Source organism: Paenibacillus curdlanolyticus YK9, assembly GCF_000179615.1.
In the GTDB taxonomy this organism is placed as follows: domain Bacteria; phylum Bacillota; class Bacilli; order Paenibacillales; family Paenibacillaceae; genus Paenibacillus_T; species Paenibacillus_T curdlanolyticus.
Genome location: NZ_AEDD01000010.1, coordinates 79,936 through 100,054 on the forward strand (window position 1 = coordinate 79,936; position 20,119 = coordinate 100,054).

15 protein-coding genes are annotated in these 20,119 nt (G+C 41.6%); 4 read left to right on the forward strand and 11 right to left on the reverse strand.

The window, feature by feature from the left end; translation table 11 throughout:
• Positions 1-5: 5 nt before the first annotated feature.
• From PAECUDRAFT_RS17905 to PAECUDRAFT_RS17935, 7 genes are all read right to left on the reverse strand, one after another.
• The gene (locus tag PAECUDRAFT_RS17905; protein WP_006039546.1) at positions 6-1,100 is read right to left on the reverse strand and encodes an SIS domain-containing protein; all 1,095 of its coding nucleotides are present in this window, start codon (positions 1,098-1,100) and stop codon (positions 6-8) included.
• Positions 1,090-3,525, reverse strand: a complete 2,436-nt coding sequence (locus PAECUDRAFT_RS17910) for a glycoside hydrolase family 9 protein (protein ID WP_407636297.1) — start codon at positions 3,523-3,525, stop codon at positions 1,090-1,092. Before PAECUDRAFT_RS17910 ends, PAECUDRAFT_RS17905 begins: the two co-directional genes overlap by 11 nt.
• A 6-nt stretch (positions 3,526-3,531) precedes the next feature.
• Complete coding sequence (locus PAECUDRAFT_RS17915) at positions 3,532-4,503, reverse strand: ROK family protein (RefSeq protein WP_006039548.1); 972 nt, start codon at positions 4,501-4,503, stop codon at positions 3,532-3,534.
• 274 nt (positions 4,504-4,777) lie between these two features.
• Positions 4,778-5,230, reverse strand: a complete 453-nt coding sequence (locus PAECUDRAFT_RS17920; protein ID WP_006039549.1) for a hypothetical protein — start codon at positions 5,228-5,230, stop codon at positions 4,778-4,780.
• A gap of 746 nt (positions 5,231-5,976) precedes the next feature.
• Complete coding sequence (locus tag PAECUDRAFT_RS17925; protein WP_006039550.1) at positions 5,977-7,758, reverse strand: GmrSD restriction endonuclease domain-containing protein; 1,782 nt, start codon at positions 7,756-7,758, stop codon at positions 5,977-5,979.
• A gap of 520 nt (positions 7,759-8,278) precedes the next feature.
• Complete coding sequence (locus PAECUDRAFT_RS17930; protein ID WP_006039552.1) at positions 8,279-8,953, reverse strand: hypothetical protein; 675 nt, start codon at positions 8,951-8,953, stop codon at positions 8,279-8,281.
• Positions 8,954-8,992: 39 nt separating this feature from the next.
• Positions 8,993-10,033, reverse strand: a complete 1,041-nt coding sequence (locus tag PAECUDRAFT_RS17935; protein WP_006039553.1) for a Kiwa anti-phage protein KwaB-like domain-containing protein — start codon at positions 10,031-10,033, stop codon at positions 8,993-8,995.
• A 364-nt stretch (positions 10,034-10,397) separates the two neighbouring features.
• Here PAECUDRAFT_RS17935 and PAECUDRAFT_RS17940 point away from each other — a divergent pair, with 364 nt between their 5' ends.
• Positions 10,398-11,012 carry a hypothetical protein gene (locus tag PAECUDRAFT_RS17940; protein ID WP_006039554.1) on the forward strand — a complete coding sequence of 205 codons (615 nt, stop codon included), beginning with the start codon at positions 10,398-10,400 and terminating at the stop codon, positions 11,010-11,012.
• A gap of 138 nt (positions 11,013-11,150) precedes the next feature.
• Here the strand turns inward: PAECUDRAFT_RS17940 and PAECUDRAFT_RS17945 are convergent, their stop codons facing one another.
• Entirely contained in the window at positions 11,151-11,978 is an 828-nt protein-coding gene (locus tag PAECUDRAFT_RS17945; protein WP_006039555.1) for a hypothetical protein, read from the reverse strand.
• Positions 11,979-12,535: 557 nt separating this feature from the next.
• Between PAECUDRAFT_RS17945 and PAECUDRAFT_RS24865 the strand changes: the two genes are divergently transcribed.
• On the forward strand, positions 12,536-13,984 hold the full coding sequence (locus PAECUDRAFT_RS24865; protein WP_006039556.1) for an HNH endonuclease: 1,449 nt from the start codon (positions 12,536-12,538) through the stop codon (positions 13,982-13,984).
• Between the two features lie 174 nt (positions 13,985-14,158).
• On the opposite strand, the gene PAECUDRAFT_RS17955 is transcribed toward PAECUDRAFT_RS24865, so the two are convergent.
• Entirely contained in the window at positions 14,159-14,998 is an 840-nt protein-coding gene (locus tag PAECUDRAFT_RS17955; RefSeq protein WP_006039557.1) for a hypothetical protein, read from the reverse strand.
• 212 nt (positions 14,999-15,210) lie between these two features.
• Entirely contained in the window at positions 15,211-16,083 is an 873-nt protein-coding gene (locus PAECUDRAFT_RS17960) for a hypothetical protein (protein ID WP_006039558.1), read from the reverse strand.
• A gap of 694 nt (positions 16,084-16,777) precedes the next feature.
• On the opposite strand from PAECUDRAFT_RS17960, the gene PAECUDRAFT_RS17970 reads away from it, so the two are divergent.
• On the forward strand, positions 16,778-16,966 hold the full coding sequence (locus PAECUDRAFT_RS17970) for a hypothetical protein (RefSeq protein WP_006039560.1): 189 nt from the start codon (positions 16,778-16,780) through the stop codon (positions 16,964-16,966).
• Between the two features lie 51 nt (positions 16,967-17,017).
• Here PAECUDRAFT_RS17970 and PAECUDRAFT_RS17975 read toward each other — a convergent pair whose 3' ends face one another.
• Positions 17,018-19,027 carry a DUF262 domain-containing protein gene (locus PAECUDRAFT_RS17975; RefSeq protein ID WP_006039561.1) on the reverse strand — a complete coding sequence of 670 codons (2,010 nt, stop codon included), beginning with the start codon at positions 19,025-19,027 and terminating at the stop codon, positions 17,018-17,020.
• A 185-nt stretch (positions 19,028-19,212) separates the two neighbouring features.
• On the opposite strand from PAECUDRAFT_RS17975, the gene PAECUDRAFT_RS17980 reads away from it, so the two are divergent.
• Entirely contained in the window at positions 19,213-20,100 is an 888-nt protein-coding gene (locus PAECUDRAFT_RS17980) for an HNH endonuclease (protein ID WP_006039562.1), read from the forward strand.
• Positions 20,101-20,119: the final 19 nt, after the last annotated feature.

The following is a 20,119-nucleotide window of genomic DNA, read 5'->3' on the forward strand; positions in this document are numbered from 1 at the left end:
ATTGATTAAGCATAATCGCCTGGCTTTGTCTTACTCTTCATTGCCACTCCAAAATCGGTATAAATGCGATTGCGTAGCTCAATGCCTTTTGCGGTAGCAATATGATGGGCCAAGATCTGGAACGGAATGATCATGATGAATGGCGCCATCTCTTCTGTTAGCTCAAGTTCTAGACCAATCGTGCGTTCATCGCTTGGACGGGTTAACGACAACGTATAGGTGTAGTTTGTATACTTGCTCTCATAGTCGCGCAGCAGTTCAAGCCTCTCCTGTATCCTGCCTCCTATCTCCAAGAAGAATATTCGGTGCTCGGGATTCACTTCCAGGTATGGGCCATGCATGAATGCCTCCAGCTCAATCCCTTGCGAAGGCATGCGAACCGTCTCGCAAAATTTCGTTTCGAATTCTTTGATGGTTCCGTACGCAGGCCCATACCCAATTGCCGTAAAGCGCGGTGCGTTAACAAAATCATCTTGGTGCCTATCGAAAAATTGCTCCGTCTTCACAATGGTCAATGGGATTGCGTCAATCGCTCGCTCAAACTGGCGCAATATTTCTTGCTCCTTCTCCTGCGTAATCATGCCATTCACGGCAGCGGTACGAAGGCCAGCAAGCATTAAGGTGAAGACGGTTGCAAGAAATCCCTTTGTTACAAAGCCTACTCGCTCTTGGCCACAGCCTATATCGATGGTGACGTCAGCTGCTGCCGAGATTTCGGCGTTCACATTGCTCGTAAACGCAATCGTCGTAAGCTCCGTTTCTTGGCGAGCTCGCTCTAACGCACCGATTGTCGATGTGCTCTGCCCGCTTTGGGATATCCCTACAACGAGATCCGTATACGGACTAAACGATTCATAGTTCGAAAAATGAAAGGGCTCGCGTATATCAATCCGAACACCAGCCAATCGCTCGATGAAAGATTTCGCACTGAGCGCAGCATTGATGCTTGAGCCTGTTGCAAGCACGAGCCAATCCGCCTTCGTCCAGGCTGTTGCTGCGAATGCTTCCACATTGTCCGGATAGGCAGCAAGAATGCTGCGAGACATCGCCTCTTCCTCATGAATGTAGGTCATCATCGTCGGTTTCCAATCAAGATTCATTGTGCACCTCCCCCGCTTCGAATGATTCTGTGGCGAAAGAAGCATCTGCCGCATACAAATCCGCCACTATGGACATCCATTTGCCTGCAAGCCCGACCCAAACTTCCTTATATGTGGCGTTGTTGAATTGCGGCCAGTAAGGGACGTCCTCGTTGCCGAACGTTTGTACGCCAACGGGAAGCTCCCCGGTCATCTCGCCGCTCAATACGGAATATTGCTGCGCATAGCGATAGCCTTCGCCGTACATGAGCGATTGACCGAACGGGTTTTTCCCGACAATCCAATGCAGCTGCCCCTCTGCAATATCCAGAAGCTCTCGATCCTTCAAATATAGCCCGGCGATCGAGGCCGCTTTCCCTGTAGACAGCACGATCGCATTGTTTCCTTTGAAAGAGAACCATACTGGGAAACGGCGTACGTATATCTCTTCCGATAATTGAACGCCTTGCTGCAATTGAAGCTTATAGTCGTCATACGCACGGTCATCTACGAGCAAATGCTGATGCCCAAAGCTTCGCTTATCCAGGTGCTCATCCACATGGTAAAGGCCACTTGCGATCATCGGATATGGCGCCGTATATGAGCTTAATTTTTTCAGATACGAGCCGTACGCTTGAATCGATTGAAGCCAGCGAACGGCTTCCTCGTGGCAAGGCTGTGTCTCATGTACAGCGGCCAACGCTTGCAGGTAGAGATGCTCGCGAGCCTGATGGTTGAAGTGCTGAATGACCTTCTTCTCAGGATTGCGGTAGAAGAAGCCCCGGAATGACGCTCCATCCTGAAGCGAAATGCCTTCTAATTCCTGTGACTGTTCCACATAACGGATAAATTCAACCGCCTTCTCTGCGTATGGCTCATCCCCTGTTGCCTTGTATAGCATTGAGGCTGCCCAAGAGGCTGTCGCCATGAATAAGCTCTCCGACGTTTGGTACGTATGCTCCCAGAAGATCGGCTTCTGATCGAAGCCCACCTCCATAAAGACATCGAGCGCATATTGGAAGTCTTCCTTCGCTATTTCCAGCAGACGCTTGGATAAGGCCTCATCCGGGAGACGGGAGTGAATGTAAGCCTCGATTCCTGCACAATAAAAATTCTCATAGGCTTGGTTATGCACACGTGCGGCGCAATCATCCATATTGCCAATGCGGCCGTCCGTCCAGCGGGTAATTCCTGCGCTAGTTGCACGATAACCGTCGCCGTATCTCGTTTTTAGCAGGAAATCCAGTCCCCACTCGCCTTCCTCTACTAAGCGAAGATACAAATCCTCATCGATCGGTTGCATCCGCTCCGCCAACTCAAATAACGCAAGCGTTACTTCAGCGGTCTGAATCATTTGCTGCGACACATCCCCCGCATCATGCCAACCGCCGTGGAAGGCCAGCTTCGTCCCGTTATGCTCCGCGATAATATCTGCATGACAGGTGCCATGGATGCCAGGAACCGGATAACCGCAGCGTTCACAGAACACAAAGTTCAAGGACTTCCAGATCGAAGCATGCCACACCTTAGAGGCGGACCCAATCGTGAATGGGTGTGAGGTGATTTCGCCAACCCGGATATAATAACGACCTTCCTCCGCAACCTCTGTAAAATCCATCAATTGAAACGGCCCGATGCCTGTCTCAACGTGATCGATTGCACCTGTATATACGAGTTTGCCGCTTTTCTCGCTAAAGATCTGGAACTGCTCCGCATCTAGCTGCTGCGCTAATGCCGTCTTCGCGCTATCCGCCCGGTATCCGGAGTGAGAGCATACAATTTCACGCGGACTTGGCGACCAGCCCTTCGTCACTTCCTGCTGATCCACGAGCTCTAATCGAATCGATCTCACGGACAGCTTCATGGCATCGCCTGTTGCATAGCTCTTGCCATTAATAAAGTAGCCGATCTCGATCTCTGTAATAACATCTCGCGGAAGCTCTGCAATGTTCAGATGAACGGTATTCCACTCCGTATTCGACAAGTTCACGCCATGCACGCCTTCACGGAAATAGATATCTGGAATCGGAATCTCGCCTTCATTCCGGAATTTGAGCATCACGTACGTGTTCGGCGTACCTTGAAAATCGGCTTTCAGCTCGATTGAAATACGGTTGAAGCGCTTCCAATTCTCGCCTTGGAATTGCCGCACTAGCCAAGCCTCACCGAAGTTGACGTAATCTCCGTCTGCCGGCGCGCCTTCCGGCCAATGTGGCATCACGGTAGGCGATGTGATGGACACCGCTCCATCATGATCGACCTGCATTTCGCCAACGCCTTTAAATGTCCATCCACTAGCGTCCGTCTCACTTGCGCAATACAGCGTACGAGAATCGAGCACTTCCAGCTGCTCTTGCGCTGCTTCTAAGGAATGCTCCGCGTATCTAGGCAGCGGGCGATGGATGTAGCCCGACTGCTTAATATCGCTCAGCAACTGTTCACTCAGCATTGCTTAGTTCCCTCCTCTTCTTGACCGACTTGCCTGGAGACCAGCTAATGCTGCGCCAACAAGTCCCGTCTCTTCACTCCCTACTTTTGTGTATACCAGTCCATTCGCGACAAATCGCACTGTACTCGGATTCAACGCCTGCTTGACCCGCTCGAAAAAGTAGGGATTGCGAGCAACGCCGCCGCCAAGCACAATCGTATCAGGATCAGTCACTCTCACCAGATTCATGATCGCTGCCGCAGCTGCACGCGCTGCATCATCAACAATTCGCGATGCAAGCGGATCTGCTTGCGCTGCTGCTTCCAATATCGTTTGGACAGCAATCCGTTGTCCCTCTACCAACTCAAGTGAACTGGACGGATAATTCGGGAGCAAAGCAACCACACGCTCGTGCATGCCTAAGCCTGAGGCGATACGTTCAACACAGCCATAGCGGCCGCACCCGCACCGCACATCGCTATCCATCGCAACGACCATATGTCCAACCTCACCTGCGTTAAATTGGTTCCCTTCCACGTAGTGTCCATCCACTACGGTTCCTGCCGCAATACCCGTTCCAATGTTGAAGTAAATAAAGTTTTTCGACTGCCGTCCCCAGCCAAATGTCTGTTCCGCACGTGTCGCGCAAGCAACATCGTTATCTACACCACAGGGCAATTGAAAAATAGATTCAAGCTGCTCGCTTACGTTCATCGGCTCCGTCTTGCCAGGCTGTATCTGATGCCATACGCCATTATGCGTATCCACACGTCCAACCACGCCAAGGCCAATCGCGATTTGCTCGCGGGCAATCAAGTTACTTCCATCTTGAAAATCGTTGATCGCATGAATGACTCCTTGCAATGCGGTATGCTGGCTTGTTGTATCACTTGGATAGGATTTGGTTTGCAGCACCTCGCCTGCAGGAGTTACTTCACCGACAAGAATTTTCGTCCCCCCTAGATCAACTGCAATTATCGACTGTAATATTTCCATACGTGTGTCCCCTTACCAATTTGGTATCGGTACCAAAAATAACTGAAAATCTGTTCGCGAACCAAGCATAGCAAATTGCAAAAAGAGCGTCAATACACTATTTTTCTAGTGAATACTTCTGATTCGGCAACTAATCGATCACTTCTCCCTAACAAAATTTACGTGGTATCGTTACCAAAAATGCTTGTTAAGCGATCTTTTTCACAGTATACTGATCCTAACAGAAAGGGCAGATCCCCATGTAGATGAAGAACTGCCCTCCCTGTCTATTCCATTACTTCAAGATCTCATCACCGGTCTCATGCTTGAACCGGATGACTGGAGCCGTCAGATGCGCCGAGATAGTCTTCGTCATGCCGAATACCGTCGTGTATTTCACATCCGCATACACATCGATGTCTTTTGTTTGAGTGATTTGATAATGAGTCAATTTGATCGGAGGAACGGAGCTGTCATTGTTGAGCTCTTCCAACAACTCTTTCATCACCAATGACTGAATGTCCCCATGATTCATATTCACTACGAAATACGGATTGCTCGGGTCCTCGACTTTAACGCGTTCTACGGCGCTGTGCTGTACCGCATTAACCGCATTGTCCACCTTATCGTTCAACGCTTGCTCAAGCGCATCCCGCTTAGACGTATACTGGTTCGCGCAAAGAACGAATCCGGCCAACAGAGCAACGATAACGAGCAGTATCCAGAGCTTCGTTCTAGTCAATTTCATGCTCGGAATGAGACCTCCTAGTAACTATTGCGATTTGATCGCGCTTGTCGAAGTAGAATACTCTTCTACGGTGCAGTACTTTTACCGGAATTTTCATTTATAAACTGACCATTGAATAGCACCCATAGTCGCAAACCCTACATTTAAATTTTTAAACTTATATGGGCATTCTCCCCCACATATAAGGTTCCCATCGTTGTTTTTTGAGAAAAAGCAAAAACCCCGACACACACAGTCGAGGGGCCTAATGGTGGGGACCTGGTCATTATAGCATACGTCCCCTCTATATCCCATGGCTAGACTGACGGTAACGCAGGTGAATAATAAAATTAGAAATCTTTTAAAACCAAAAAAAAAAAAAAAATTTCACAACCTCATGCGGTTGTGGATTTACATGGTTCTCAGCGCGACGGTTGAGTGTAGTCTGGCGACACCGTGTTCGACTGCTAGTTTTAAGTGACGCTGAGGGAGGGAGAGCAGGCGCTGCTCAGTGGTGGGATTGATGTCTAATTGATACGGTGGATTTGCTTGGACATCGGGAACGCCTCCTTGGAAGATTTGTTGTATGTCAGCTTCCTTTCGACGCTTTTTTCAAGGTAAACCCATCAACTTAATTTAATCTATTAATATAAAAAAAGCATCTGCAGCGGTTGGCTGGAGATGCGACAATATGCTGGAATCCTTACTTGTTTAAAATTTATAATCAATTCAACGGTTTACCATTCAAAGAGAATTGTGTTGCAAAATCAAAACTTAGCAAAAAAAGCAGGCATGCTTTCAGGGGAAACTGGAACCGGATCATTACTTGCACCTGATCTAGTATAATAATTGTTACCAAAGATTGCTGCTCCATTGTCACAAACAATTTTCATTATTACAACAGATTTGGAGTAATAATCAACCATTCTCATCTTCGATCCTAATTGCCTTTTATAATGTTCGGAGATAGGCATACTGTTTATAGCATTCTTAAACATTGTATAATAAGCATCATAATCCCCTTTACTGAATTCACTCACCTCACCATCAACTCCAGTAATATAAAAGGAACCTACTCTTATATAATCGGCGTTATAGCGCCTTTTTATTTTTTCTGCGTCTTCTATCTTATCAGCTACACCAACAACGACATATCCAACAGAATTCTTCCCCGAATTAGCCATAGCTGTTAGTGTTTTCACTATTTTCTTCAATAGCTCATCATTTCGTTCTCCATTAGCTAAGTTATATATTCCCTGTTTAAAATCATACTGACTATTCTCAGTACGTGATTGTTTAAGTAATGTCTCAACTTCTGTCGTATATGAATAGTACATCGGGTCACTGTCAGTACGATCCACAAAATTTGAAGCAATGACGCCTGTTGTTGCTGCTACTAGTTCCGTTTTTTCCTTACTTGTCCACCACCCACCGCCACCAGCAATGTTCATTGTTCTGCTACTTATGCCTTCTAGCTGACAGTATAAACTATCATAATCACGAATTTTTTTCTCTTGTCTTATTAACAAGTCATACATTGATAAGAATAAAACTTGAAAATATCTTGGACCTTTATATATTCTTTGTCCAACGATATGTCCAATTATCGATTTTGAGCGATTATAAAATACTTTCTTAATTTCATCTACAACATAAAGAAACTGTTCAGATAATCTTTCTGGGTTTACAGCTAAAACAGCATCTTCGACTTTTTTTCCACGTGTTTCTGAATCAACATTTCTGAAACCATAGTATTCATCCAAAACACTTACATTTGAAGGAGGCACAGGGTGTAGAACCATCGCGGCTAAGAGATCTGCCACCTGCTCTTCGTCCATGGATTGACGCAGATCCTCTTTATTAATTACATTTTCCTTGACCCAAAAGACAGATTCAGCATTAATTCCCATATCACCGATCTCTTGATTTATACTTACTTCCTTCATTTGAGAAAGCAGAAGAACATCGTCGTGTGACACATCTCCTCGAATTTGTGTTGACAACAACCGAACCAATTGAGCAAATTCGCCTGTGGCACCTGCCTGCCTAATTTCTTGGCGAGATAAATGTTGACCATTTGAATTAATCCGTCTAAAAACTTCATCAATTACTTCTGGGTCACTTTCATTATAAATTGAGTAGGGCAATTCGTAGCTAACAATTCTAACGCACTGTGATCGATCAAGTGTAGGATGTTTCTGATGCAATAGACCGTTATCCATCAAATCTTTTGTAATAGCTGTTGCAGATAGATCAAAGTAACAACCATTCTCTAATGAATATTCATTTTCGATAAAAGAAAAAATTGCATTTAATCTTTGCATTCCGTCAATAATCTCGTTTCTAACAATACCTTTGTAGGCACTTATCGAAAACAGAAATAATGGTACAGGATACCCGTTTGCCAGAGAATCTATGAATGCTCGTTTCTCAGAAACACCCCAAACAAGTTTTCGTTGATATCTCCTGTTAACAAGATATAAATTATTACGATAATCTTCGTAGGACCGTTCTACCACTTTGCCATTAATAATTGGCTGATTTGCCATGCCACGGTACCTCCTATGTTAATCTATCAAACTAAAGTCTCTATAATAATCGTTAAATCAACACATCACACATCATAAATTCGACAGACAAGTAAATTTCCCTCTTAACATTCGAGTTAAAATGTCCCATAGATACATATCCTCTGTAAACTGAAGCATAACAAGATCTAGGCAATTAAGATATGAGGAGTTTATGCAAATTCTATTGAACAATTCCGTCACATTCCATCAATATTACGTGCTCAATACAAGTGGAATTTGCAAACATTTCAGTAGACAAAATGTCTACGAAAAAACCACCTTCAACACCTAAAAAAACTGATGTCTAAGAATTTGGGCAACACAAAACCCCGACCTCATGCGGTCGGGGTTCCTGATGGTGGAGGCGAAGCGTGGCTGTGCAAAACCACAATTCGCCGGAGTGTGCTGCTCAGGTTGTTTGGGGAGGTTGCGTAAGCTAAAAACAGTATGTTGATCTGTCTGAGTTCGTATTCCTACAATTAAAAATGTTATACCTTATTCAAAGCTGAAAATCATCGGGATCGTCATCATTATTACTGTTACTGGACAGGTAGAAGATGTCGCCGATCAACTTCACTGTCCTAAACTTTTTGTTCAAATTCAAGGACTTATCACGAGTAATGATAATAACCTCTTGTCGGATTGACGAATCAGCAACTTCTGCTTCTTTACTCTGATCTGAAATGATCGCCTTAAACACTTGCCGACCAGATACAAAGAACACTGGACACACACTTATAAAATCCGTCTTTACGTAAATTGCAATGACAATCAAAACAATTGCTACAGTTACCATTAGATTAATACCTGATGCTTGATCAAGAGAGACTAACGGCAGCAGCAAAGTCATCAAGAAAAACGAATAGTCATTTACACTCAAGCGTTCATATTTCCTTATCGAAACAATCTTACCTATTTCCTTAGCCCGCAATTGACGATCATAGTTACTGAAGAGCCATATTGCAACCAAGCGATAAATTAGCAACGAAATGAAAATTATTCCCGCAATAATGAATACGTCGAATACCGTCTTATCTATATATTGGGCTAACCATGTTGCCCATTCAGTTTTCTTGAAGAAGTCATTACTATCAACGAATCTGTAGAACATGATAAGGAATAAAGGAAGATATGCTGCTGTCCATAAGATAACCTGTTCACGCTTACCCCACATTTTTCTCTCCCTCCCAAGAAGAATACATCCCTCAAAGCATTATTCTTCGTAAGCAACAGCTACTTTAAAGTCTTCCGTTACGAAAGACTTTACGATCTTATCAGCAAAGAAGTGTAACAAAGGTCTTGGGGAATCACCCTCATTAAAGATAATCTTGCGGTTTTCCATATCAATGTAGTCGAATAATTCCCAAATAGTGCCGTACTTCGCCAAATACCGTCCCTTCTCAGTCTCATCTACAGGAAGATTTGCTTTGATTTGTGACAGCTCGTTACATCTTTCTTGAAAATTAGTCTGAATCGCAGTAAGGGTGACAGGCTTAATTTGAGCTAATCCCCGTGAGTGGATGAATTTTTTACAGGACTCCTCAAATATCCCTTTGTTTGAATTCTCACCGTCAAAGAACGGCATTGAAACAATCTCAGTCAGATTCCGATCTCTCTGTTCATTTATATGGTCTCGGTAATCAAAAGCGAACTCAAAATTTCGGACATTCATTATGAACATAAAATCTCCAACTACAAAGAAATCGATGTTACCCCCTAGATCAATTACAGTATCCTCGGCAAAAACAAATTGGTTCGCATTCTTAAATACCATCAACTTTTTAGAGGAACGCATGCTATTTTTCTTAACCCCTCGATAATAACAAAAATACGCATCTTGCTCATCTAAGGTTAACTTTACTATCTGAAAACTGGTGTACTTTTCTGGATACTCAGGATCAGGACTACGAAGTGCTGTGGTTAGCTTTCTAACTTTATCTAAAAGCCCTTGATCTTCTGATAACTCTAGCTTAGCAAGTTTGTCATTTATCTTAATTTCATGGTTGTAGTTACCGACCAGAAAAACTCTACTTTCGGTATCATCAACTTCCTTCAACTCTTGTAAAGTCTTAACGATACTTTTCTTAACCCACTTCCCTACATCGGGTGCAAGTTGAATACCAGACGATTGGTAAAATGAATCAGCTTCCTTTTGTAGCCTTACAAGGTGTAATGAAAGATCCACCTCAGCCAAAGTATCTTCCGTCATATTGCTGAGTCTACAAATAATATTTTCATTGTTGTTTATATCCATTCAATCTCGCCTCCCACCTCACTATTTCGTCAAAAGGAATAAACTTCCTCTATTGTAATTGTAGAACTATGCTGAATTGCATCGAAGGCCTGGCCTTTAACTCTATCCTTCGCTTTACCACAACGAAATGAACCCCTATCCATCTTAACCATTATGGTTTTTTATGGACAAGAGTTCATTTTTCGGAAGCGTGGCTGTGCAAAATCACAATTCGCCGAGGTGGTGTAATGCTAAGGATGTTTGGAGAGGTTGCTTGATAGCAAGCACTTCAACCTGCCAACTTCCCATTCCAGGGAGGATAGTTACCCCATTTGCAGAATATCTAACCTTATCAGAAAAGATCTGATTTGGAGGCTATCCACTAATGAATATGTACGACGTATTGTCTTCCCTCTCAATAAAATCCCCTGTTTTCCGCTCTCAGAAGGAATTTCAAAGGTTGTTAATTAACGAATTAAAAACCCGTGGTCTCCATTGCATGCCTGACAAAAATATTAACAAAAACACAAAAGTAGACATCTGGGTTGAAGATCCCAAATCCGGCGAGATATGGATTTTTGAACTTAGGAATAAGACTAAAGAAATATCGACTTCCTTAAATGGGAAGCAAGTTGAACTCAAAAATCATGGCGCACAAGACCAAGGAAGATACGATTTTCTTAAAGACATTGAAAAGATTGAGAAAGCAGTATCAACCCGGGACAATGTAACGGGCTTTGGTATTATCATTACAAATGACCCTTATTACTGGGAGCAGCCAACCAAACATGATTCTGTTGACCGAGATTTTCATATCAACGAAGGACGGATAGTTAGCGGTATTCTAAGATGGGACCCACTTGCCTCACAAGGGACCAAAAAAAACCGTGAAGAACCGATACAGTTAAAACAGACTCATAGTGTGAATTGGAGCAATTACTCTTCGATACCTTCTGAAAAAAACGGATTATTTCGATATTTACTTTTGCAAATTAGTTGAGCCATTATAGTCGAAATGAACCCCTGTCCATCTTAACCATTGTGGTTTTGTATGGACAGAGGTTCATTTTTCTGAAGCGTGGCTGTGCAAAACCACAATTCGCCGGAGTGTATTAATTCGGAAATCGGGGCAAGTCGCTTAAGAAAACTTACCAACGATTTTCCACACCGTTGATTGGTGATCCTCAAAGTTACCCCCAATATCAAGTTTCGCCTTAACAGCAGCTGTCTTGAGTCCCACATTAACTCCGAGATCATCCTCATATCTCACGGAGAGAGAAAAATCTTTCATTCCGTATTTCAGTCGTCCGTCTGCAATCTGCTGCCAAGTCGGTTCGTGATGAAACCAAACTAAATTAGAAGGTAATTCATTTGTAGTATTTCCGCTAAAGTTTGCTGTAAAAAGTATCTCAGAACCAGAAGTTTTAGTTGAAGAAGAATTCACACCACCTTCTATTTCTGCATGAGGAATTGAAATATCCATTTTTGCAGAAAATTCTTTTGACCACCCTGTAACATGTTGCACCTCAATGTAAGTTGCCCCTAAAGACATAAGTAGAATGACAGCCTCTGAGAATTTATGTTCAAATGTAAGACGGTGAAATTGAGCAAAAGGGAAGTAAACATTCTCTGCAGCAGGGTGTGCTATGTAAAGAACACCAAACCTTGGATGACCAGGAGGAAACTTAATTTCCTTAGCATCACTCTGTGATACAGACAACGTTTTAACTCCCTGTTCCCTTAGGCTTTTTATCGCTCTATATAACTCGATTGTCGCTTCCGCAAAAATAATCGAAGGTGAAATCATTTTCGATACCACGCTTACAAACTTAGCCAAACCCGTTTCCTCTTGTTTTTCTTTAAACTTTTGTTGTGCCTTTATTTCCTCGTCATTTAAAACGACAATTAATTGTCGTTCAGCATAAGGACGCGAAAGCAAATCCACTTCATGCTCTGCCTGTTTCAATTTGTGACCTACTCCTCATCTGCAACATATGTATAAATGCTTCAAGTTTAAGTTCGACAGGTTATTACAAATCCCTCCAGTAAATGCCGCAAACTTATTGGAACGCATTGAACCCCTGTCCAAAATTATTGCTGTGGTTTTATGTGGACAAGGGTTCATTCTTCTTCCGAAGCGTGGCTGTGTAAAACCACAATTCGCCGAAGTGTGATGCTTAGATTGTATGGGGAGGTGGCTTAACTCTCCCCACTTCCCCTATATCGTAGATTCTCTTTCATAGATTGGTACACTATCCTCCTGCATCGCATCAGATGAAAGGTGACGAAAGCCTTTACCCAACACTAATTGCAAGTTTTTAAAATTGCAGTTACCTCTTCTGTGGGTGTTCCATCAAAAAGTGGCACCGGCCCCAGTTTTAAGCTGGCAGTAGAAGGCATCTCTTTGCGGTGGTCCAAAACGCTTACTAGGAGTCTTTATAAAATTGAATAATCATACTAATATTATAGGTAGCTCTAGTGCGTAGTATCTGATCTTAAAAATTTCACCATGGAGAGAAAACCATGTACATTTGGATGGAACCGCTTGGTTTTGTTGATGCCTATTGGAGCAAGAACCGTAAGTCGGTGCAAGAAATTCATCACTATATCAATACTTTTCCTGAGAACGTGTTCCAACGAATTGTTAAAATATTAAAATTAGAGTTGTATTATCATGGTAAAAACCCCTATTACATCGTCCCGGCTAGTATTGGCCTTATTGATTTCAAAGAGGCATATAAAGTCTTTCAAGCGGAAAACAGACTCTTGAAATGGCCCATTATGCCTAAGAAGTTGCCTCGAACAAAACTTTCGAAAACGGTCCGCAACCCCGCATTTAAAACTGTATACGAGTACGAGCACTTCATCTTCTCCGATGTTCAATATGTTCAAAATTTAGCAACTCGAACTTACGAGTTGTCTGCTCAGCATGCGCAAATTATCTATACAATTCTTGAGCAAATGAAGCTCGTTCCGTACGAGAGGTTGCATCAATATCTGATGGATAACCGAGCTGCGTTTCCTCACAGAAACGGTGATATCGTAATTGCTTGTACGAAGTCAAACATCGATGAGTTTAAGAAATTAGCTGAGCAAAGTCATCGCAATACCATGGAATCAGCCATTACCCTGAAGAAGCAAGATGTTCCTAATACTCAAAAGGTTTCAGTATCTTCAAAAGTTCGAAATCCCAATACAGAACAGGTTCAACGTGAGCAAAGAAGTGATGTTTTGCCTTCGGGAACCCGACAAGCTGCTGTCATTACGAACCCTAATAAAGACCCTGGATTTCAGCCAATTGAAACGAAGATTTCTTCACAACAACGGAATAAGAATCTTGTTGTCAAGCCAATTGGCACTTTGCTACCTGTCAGAGTAAAGAATACAGTATCCCGAGTTGTTCGCAGTTCTAGCCTAGTTAGGTACTTAAGGGATCTGTATAGTGATGCATGTCAAATTTGTGGTCAAAGAATCGACCTTGGCCCTGGCGGCACCTTTAGTGAAGTTCATCATATTCAACCTCTTGGTAAACATCGTGGAGCTGACGTCATAGAAAACATGATCGTCGTTTGTCCTAATCATCATATAATGTTCGACAGGGGGGCGATCACAGTAGATCTTTCAAATAAGAAAGTTATACATGCGAATCCGAAGAATGAATTGAATGGCAACGATATTGTTTTAAAGCATGAGATTGAAAATCGATATATCGAATATCACAACCTCTATATTTATAATCGGGAAGTGTCTGCTCCTTCAGTCGTTACTGAGATCCTGGAAACGAACGGGCACTTCGGAAAGACGATGCTGTTAATTGATCGGTCGAATGGTGAGGAAATAACAATTAGATTCGAAATGTACCATCAAAGAGAGTTTATGACAGGCCTACAACGAGCCGCACTATATCGGAATGTAGACGATGTGTTTGAATTTGGCGGATATAAATATAAAGTAGTGAATATCGGTCTATAACTCCCCCTCCGCTCCAAGACAAAAAAGCCGACCTCTTGCGGTCGGCTTTCGTCATGGGGAGGCGATTAATTGTCTTACCTTCTATAACCCATTAATTAACCATTATGGTTTTATGTGGACAATGGTTCATTTTTCCGAAGCGTGGCTATGTAAAACCACGGGGAGGCAGCCTAATCAAGTGCGGCAAAACGGCTGTATCTTGGGGGAAGGTTTCGCTTTGATGATGCGTAAAGTTGCCTCGTTCCATATGGTGCTCCATAAGGAAGCGGCCAGGTCCCCATTAAACAATAAAGGCCTTCTTAGGTCCCTCTCGTCATGGGCTTTTACTTTAACCCGTGCATTTTCCATAATTTTAACGAGATTACTAAACGGAAATTCTGTTAAACGATAACCTGTTATTGAAAAAGGCTTTTTATCAGAAACCCAAGGAATGAACGAATAATGTGGGAACTCTAAACTCGGAGGGTACATGGAAGCAAAAATCGAAGAATATGGTCCCCTTATCGTTACAAATTGGTGTGAGAACCTATGATCGTCAAAATGATATTTCCAAACATCATCTTTTGTAGTAAACTCATCTGATTTGGGTGGCTTCTTTAATTCCAACTTCCTTCCTACTTTACCAATGCCCCATTTTTCCTTGGCTCCAACCACAAGGACCGTATCCACCCAAATCTCAGATATTGTGTGATTATTATCAAACTGATAATTACCAAAAAAAACAACATCTCCTAACCTAACCTCATGATTCAATAGGCGTGGAGTAACCCAAGGAGCTTCACCTGTCGCATCTACTACAGTATTGTGTGAGGTTTGATGAATATTCCCCTTTTTACCCATTCTGCAGTACGACCAGCACCAAGGCAACGGATCAGAAAAAATACATGGATCCATATTCGGCCCTAAACTATTCACACCATATGCATCGCCTAGAAACGAAAGATATGTAGTATTAATCGAACCTAATTGATCAATTACTTCAACCTCTGCCGCTAAAGGATATCTCCCAGGCACATCGCCACTCCTTTTAAGTGGATGTGTGATAAAGTAACCTCTCAGAAGACATCGCCTCCTTAAACCCATCCTTTTTTAATTTTATATCCTTAAACAAGCTTCTAGACGTAATTCTGAGTAAGTGAACCCCTGTCCTAAATTAACCGTTGTGGTTAGATATGGACAAGGGTTCGATTTTCGAACCTTGGCTATGCAATACAACAATTCGCACTTTAAAGGCCTAGTGATTTTAATATATACTGACTAATCAATTTAACAGGTATTACAAAATGACTTGCAGAGGAGTCGCTTTCCTTAAAGAACATCTGCGCAGGATAAACACTTTTTCCCGGAGTATCGTAGATGTAAATACCTATGTCTTCATAACCCTCTTTTGTTCGTAAATTACCAACAATTTCACTGTAATGATAATTGTCATATTTAACGGTATTTTTATGTGTAGTGTTAAACAGTTCTTCTTTTGCCGTGCTTATATTTCTCTGATTTGTAAAGCAAATTAAAATACTTTCTAGAAATTCCACTGCATCCTTAACAATTTCAAATGGTTCAATGAATTCAATAGGAACATCTTGAAATAACTCAGTTCCTATATCTAAGTCAACTAAGACTTGCATCGTATATACTCTCTTTTCCAGACCCTCATATTTTGGGTCAGTAAGCATTTGAGTAGCACTGTGTCCATCTGAAAACCTACCTATAGGCTCTTCCATATTGGTAACGGTCTTACCAACATAAACTGGTATTTCGCTATTTTCTTTACATTTAACTTTACCATTACTAATTCTATTACTTCTATATGCTACTACACCTTCACATTCCTTTTCCAGTGTAGTAATGTAATAGATTGGACAAAGCGGTTTAGGTAGAGGTTTAGTATTATTCTCTAAGTATGCATCTAATTCTTTTCGAAATTTCTTATAGTCTTGAACGATATGATGAGCTAAGTGAGATTCATAGCATTCCCTAATATATAGTCTATATTGTTTTATTTCAAAATCTCTCTGTTTTCCTGAATTATCAAGATTGAATTTACCATTAAGTATCTGGACTTTGTGATCATCAATAAATGACTGCATGTTTTTCAAACTGCCTCCTTTGTTTTTTAACCATTAAGCCTTTCTCATGAATTGGAATTGTCCTACGTTTCGAAAACGTCGTTTTTATTTTCCACAACAATGAGAAAAGGACACGATCGGTGGCCCTCAGTATTCATCGTCAAGATTCAGCGTCCGTAGCGCGCTCACCCTAGCGTGCCTTTCGGTGTGTCCTCATCTTTCTTATCGAGTTGATGGTCATCCGATTCGGCAGCTCGCACGTCCTCGATCTCAACTAAAGGTATGTACATGATCCCATCCGGCAGTCTCAGCGTAAGCGTCCATCTGTCCAGTTCCTGAATGATGCCCGTGTATTTCTTTTCGTCGTCTGTAGTGATCGTAATACGTTGCCGAGATATCTTCGCCTTCTTTAATGTCAAACTGATCTGTTCAATAATTGGACGCACCTCTTTTGAGCTTGTCTTCTAACATACACATGTATCAATAACAACCCCATTGTACCAAATCAAAACATTTACATCTCCTTCATTTTGTGGTTTTTTACAAACAATTCCGCTACACTTATAAAGTAAGTTGTTTTGCTCCAGTATAATATCTCTACTCAAAAACATTCACTTAGTTCATCTTCAGCTTCCCAGCCTTTCCTCAGCAACTGAAGTGTTTGCACTGTAAGTACTCAAAGGCTCTATCAGAATGGTATAATTATAATTGGGGGTGAAACAGTATGGAGAAGTTTAAACAAGCTCTTGATGACGCAATAAACTCTTGGGCTAAGCTTAGCCAGGAATGGGAAAAAAACGAGGATGTACTCGCTGATGTTATAACTGAGGGATATCCATTTAATAAAGATTTTAATGAGGTACTCTTGGATCTAATTAACTGGAGAGATCAGTTTTTAGAAAATCAAAAATAAAAACGAAAAAGCCGCCTACTTTGGTGGCTTTTTCGTTTGCACTTCATGACATTAAAAAAGATACCCCATTGTATACTCTGGTTCCTCTTTCATTTTTATAATCCAGTTTTCTGCCGTTAGATCAATTGACTCAACAGCATGAATACAATATCGTCTAATTGCCGCTGCTGACAGTTGCACCTCTATAAACATACCATTCTTTAGCACTCTGAACTCATTGAACTGGGATTTGTCGGGACCTATTAACTTTGGAGAATCACTAGCTAGCTGTTGAAACCTTTCAGGATCCAAATCTGCGATAACATTGAGTGTATTCTCAAGAACATCTATCCATGAACGAACAGCAATTTTTTGACCAACTATCTCTAGAGATCGAGGCAAAAGACCACTCACATCATGAATATTTTCTGTTGATGATTCATAACCAAAAAAGGGCCATATCTTCAATATAAGATCAGCTAGTGATTGCGTTCTCTCTTCAATTTCCTTTATTGTCCAGCAGTCTTTATCATTAAAGTATTTATTAATTTCTAAATGACTATCTCCAAGCATTTTCTTCTTAGCGTAGAAACTGTCGTTAGCCAATTCACTATTATATGCCGTGAGCGTCAAGTTCCCTAAGCTATGCAGGTAGACTGGATACTCGGCTTTTCCCTCTTCGCCTAAGTGCTCTTCCCACTCCGCTGTCAAGGTTTGCGGCATTATGTGCTCTATAGATAAATTCATTTTCTCGAAAGAGACCTGTTCCTTATGTTTATAAGACTCCTCAATTGTTTCAAGAATTAATTTAGTCTTCTTAGCCCTATCACCAGCACCATAGAACTTAGCCGTGGTCAGTCCGTGCCTAAACTCAATATCTGTAGGGTAGCCTTTCGTTTCAAGCACCTTTTTTACGCTCTCTGATAGTGGGGATGGATTTAGTTTTGCCTGGTTGTATAACGATGGAAAAATTCCTTTTAACCTGTCAGTGGGAACATTACAAACAAATCTTCTTATCAGAAAATTTTCCACCGTTTTCAATATCTCGACAAATGCCAACTCATCGAGCAACCCCATCCTGAAATCCTCATAGCAATTAAGTAAAAAAGGATAGCATGTAGTGGATTCAATTCGATTGAGTCGCTGAAGTTTTTTACGAATAGCGCTAACATTCTCATTATCTGGCCTTATAATCTTATGATAGTACTCTGCAAACCTCTTCAACCTCTTTAGTTCTTCAAGAGCTTCACCGTTGGAGATGACCTCTTTTAAATGAGAGAAAACTTCATTTTTCCTAATAACTATTCCATTTCTCATCAAGTAATGTCTAACAAACTCCGTTAAACTATCTCCCAACATTACCTGCATTGGCTGCCATAGCTCACTATAGACTTCCTCATGCCTATCAGTGTGGATTCTCATAAAAAAGTAATTTCTAAAAAAATCAGATTGGGTTAATGGTGTACCTGTACCATTAAGGCTTTGGAAAACCAAATGAGGGTTGTCATCTGAGTCTAAAACGATACTGACAATCGATAAGTAGTTTGAAATTATTGTTTTAAGACGTGCTTTGTCATCAACTGATTTAACTTTTCGCTCAAAAAATTTGTACGCTTTTGTAATATGATCCTCTTTGCCCAAGGGCGCTTTATCCATGATCTTTATAAAGCTATCCCGGTCAGTTTGAGTTGGAAGCATTTTATAATGGTCTAGTCCCTTCTTCCACTTATTAATAAGCAGATTCTCATTAATTTCGTGGGCAAGCTCGACTGACTCCCCATCCCCCTGCTTCTCCAGAGTATCTCTTAATAATGCTAACAAAATAAAAACAGTCGTCAACCGCTGCTGACCATCGATGAGAAGGTATTTGGAGACACCCTCTGGAACTGACTCCGTTGGCAAGGTTACAATCGAACCCATAAAGTGAGCCCGAGGATTGCTCGCACCACATAGCTCATTAATATCTACCCACAAGCTCTCCCATTGTGATTTATCCCAACTGTATGGTCTCTGAAAAAGCGGTACAAGATACTGTTTAATTCCTTCGATTATTTGTTGCAGCTTCGTTTCGTTCGCCTTCATAATGCAGCTCTCCTTATCAACTACTTTTGGAAGTGCAACAAACAGAGTACATTTATACAATAAAATTACAATTGTATCCTCATTTTACTTCCAAACCTCCATAGGCTGTCAATCCTGAATTATGATCGCATCTATATAGCAATTATGTTTAAATAAAAGATAGAATCCGACACATATTTAAAGAGGTGAGTACTCTGCCAATCATTCTCTCCCAGCGCATCGATTCAACATCCAATTACAAAGATGTACCATTTTCTTTATATCACTATCCCAAGAGATACAGAAACCAAGTAAATACCGGCGACACCTTTATCTACTATCAAGGGGACCGATTCAAGAGAGAGAACAGGTACTATTTCGGCTTTGGCGTTATAGGAAAAATCGAGGCTTCCAAAGACGGGGAAGATTATTATGCGGAAATACTAGAGGGAACACAGTTTTCGAACAAGGTACCAATTTATAAACCTTCCGGCGGCTTCTTTGAATCAGAGGATTACCAAGAAGTACGAGAGAAACCCACCCCAGCTTGGCAAAGCTCTGCACGCAAGATCTCCAACAAGGCTTTTAATGAAATCCTAAAAGCAGCAAATATAGAAAATGAAACATTAAGCCTCTATGGTGCCATTTCAAACATCGAGTCTCAGGCTGACCCGATTTTAGTGTTGAAATTGCTTAATGAAAAGTATCGAAGTTTTTCACCCGAAAAAAAAGATAGACTAATCAGTACACACGTAGATAGGGGGACATCCGTTACCAATGCACTAAAAGAAGTTTTAGGGCCACAATGCCAAATTTGTGGTCATATAGGCTTCAATAAGAAGAACGGGGGAAGATACATTGAAGCTCACCACCTTGTCCAGATAGCTCTCAAAAAGGAGGATTCGCTTTGCTCAGATAACGTGATCCTAGTTTGTCCTAACTGTCATCGAGAAATCCATCATGGAGAAATAGATGTAGAAGACCGCGTTAACCAAATCTTTATTAGACTTGGTACAAAAGAGGCTATAGTGAATAAAAATACAGTTGAATACTTAGACAAATATCTAAAAACTCACCAAACTAATCACCCATGAGCAAAAACCGAACCGGTTA

Bases quoted from the DNA above. Each gene is read 5' to 3' on its own strand.
- PAECUDRAFT_RS17905 (WP_006039546.1), bottom strand. From the start codon at position 1,100: ATGAATCTTGATTGGAAACCGACGATGATGACCTACATTCATGAGGAA.
- PAECUDRAFT_RS17915 (WP_006039548.1), bottom strand. From the start codon at position 4,503: ATGGAAATATTACAGTCGATAATTGCAGTTGATCTAGGGGGGACGAAA.
- PAECUDRAFT_RS17920 (WP_006039549.1), bottom strand. From the start codon at position 5,230: ATGAAATTGACTAGAACGAAGCTCTGGATACTGCTCGTTATCGTTGCT.
- PAECUDRAFT_RS17925 (WP_006039550.1), bottom strand. From the start codon at position 7,758: ATGGCAAATCAGCCAATTATTAATGGCAAAGTGGTAGAACGGTCCTAC.
- PAECUDRAFT_RS17930 (WP_006039552.1), bottom strand. From the start codon at position 8,953: ATGTGGGGTAAGCGTGAACAGGTTATCTTATGGACAGCAGCATATCTT.
- PAECUDRAFT_RS17935 (WP_006039553.1), bottom strand. From the start codon at position 10,033: ATGGATATAAACAACAATGAAAATATTATTTGTAGACTCAGCAATATG.
- PAECUDRAFT_RS17940 (WP_006039554.1), top strand. From the start codon at position 10,398: ATGAATATGTACGACGTATTGTCTTCCCTCTCAATAAAATCCCCTGTT.
- PAECUDRAFT_RS24865 (WP_006039556.1), top strand. From the start codon at position 12,536: ATGTACATTTGGATGGAACCGCTTGGTTTTGTTGATGCCTATTGGAGC.
- PAECUDRAFT_RS17970 (WP_006039560.1), top strand. From the start codon at position 16,778: ATGGAGAAGTTTAAACAAGCTCTTGATGACGCAATAAACTCTTGGGCT.
- PAECUDRAFT_RS17975 (WP_006039561.1), bottom strand. From the start codon at position 19,027: ATGAAGGCGAACGAAACGAAGCTGCAACAAATAATCGAAGGAATTAAA.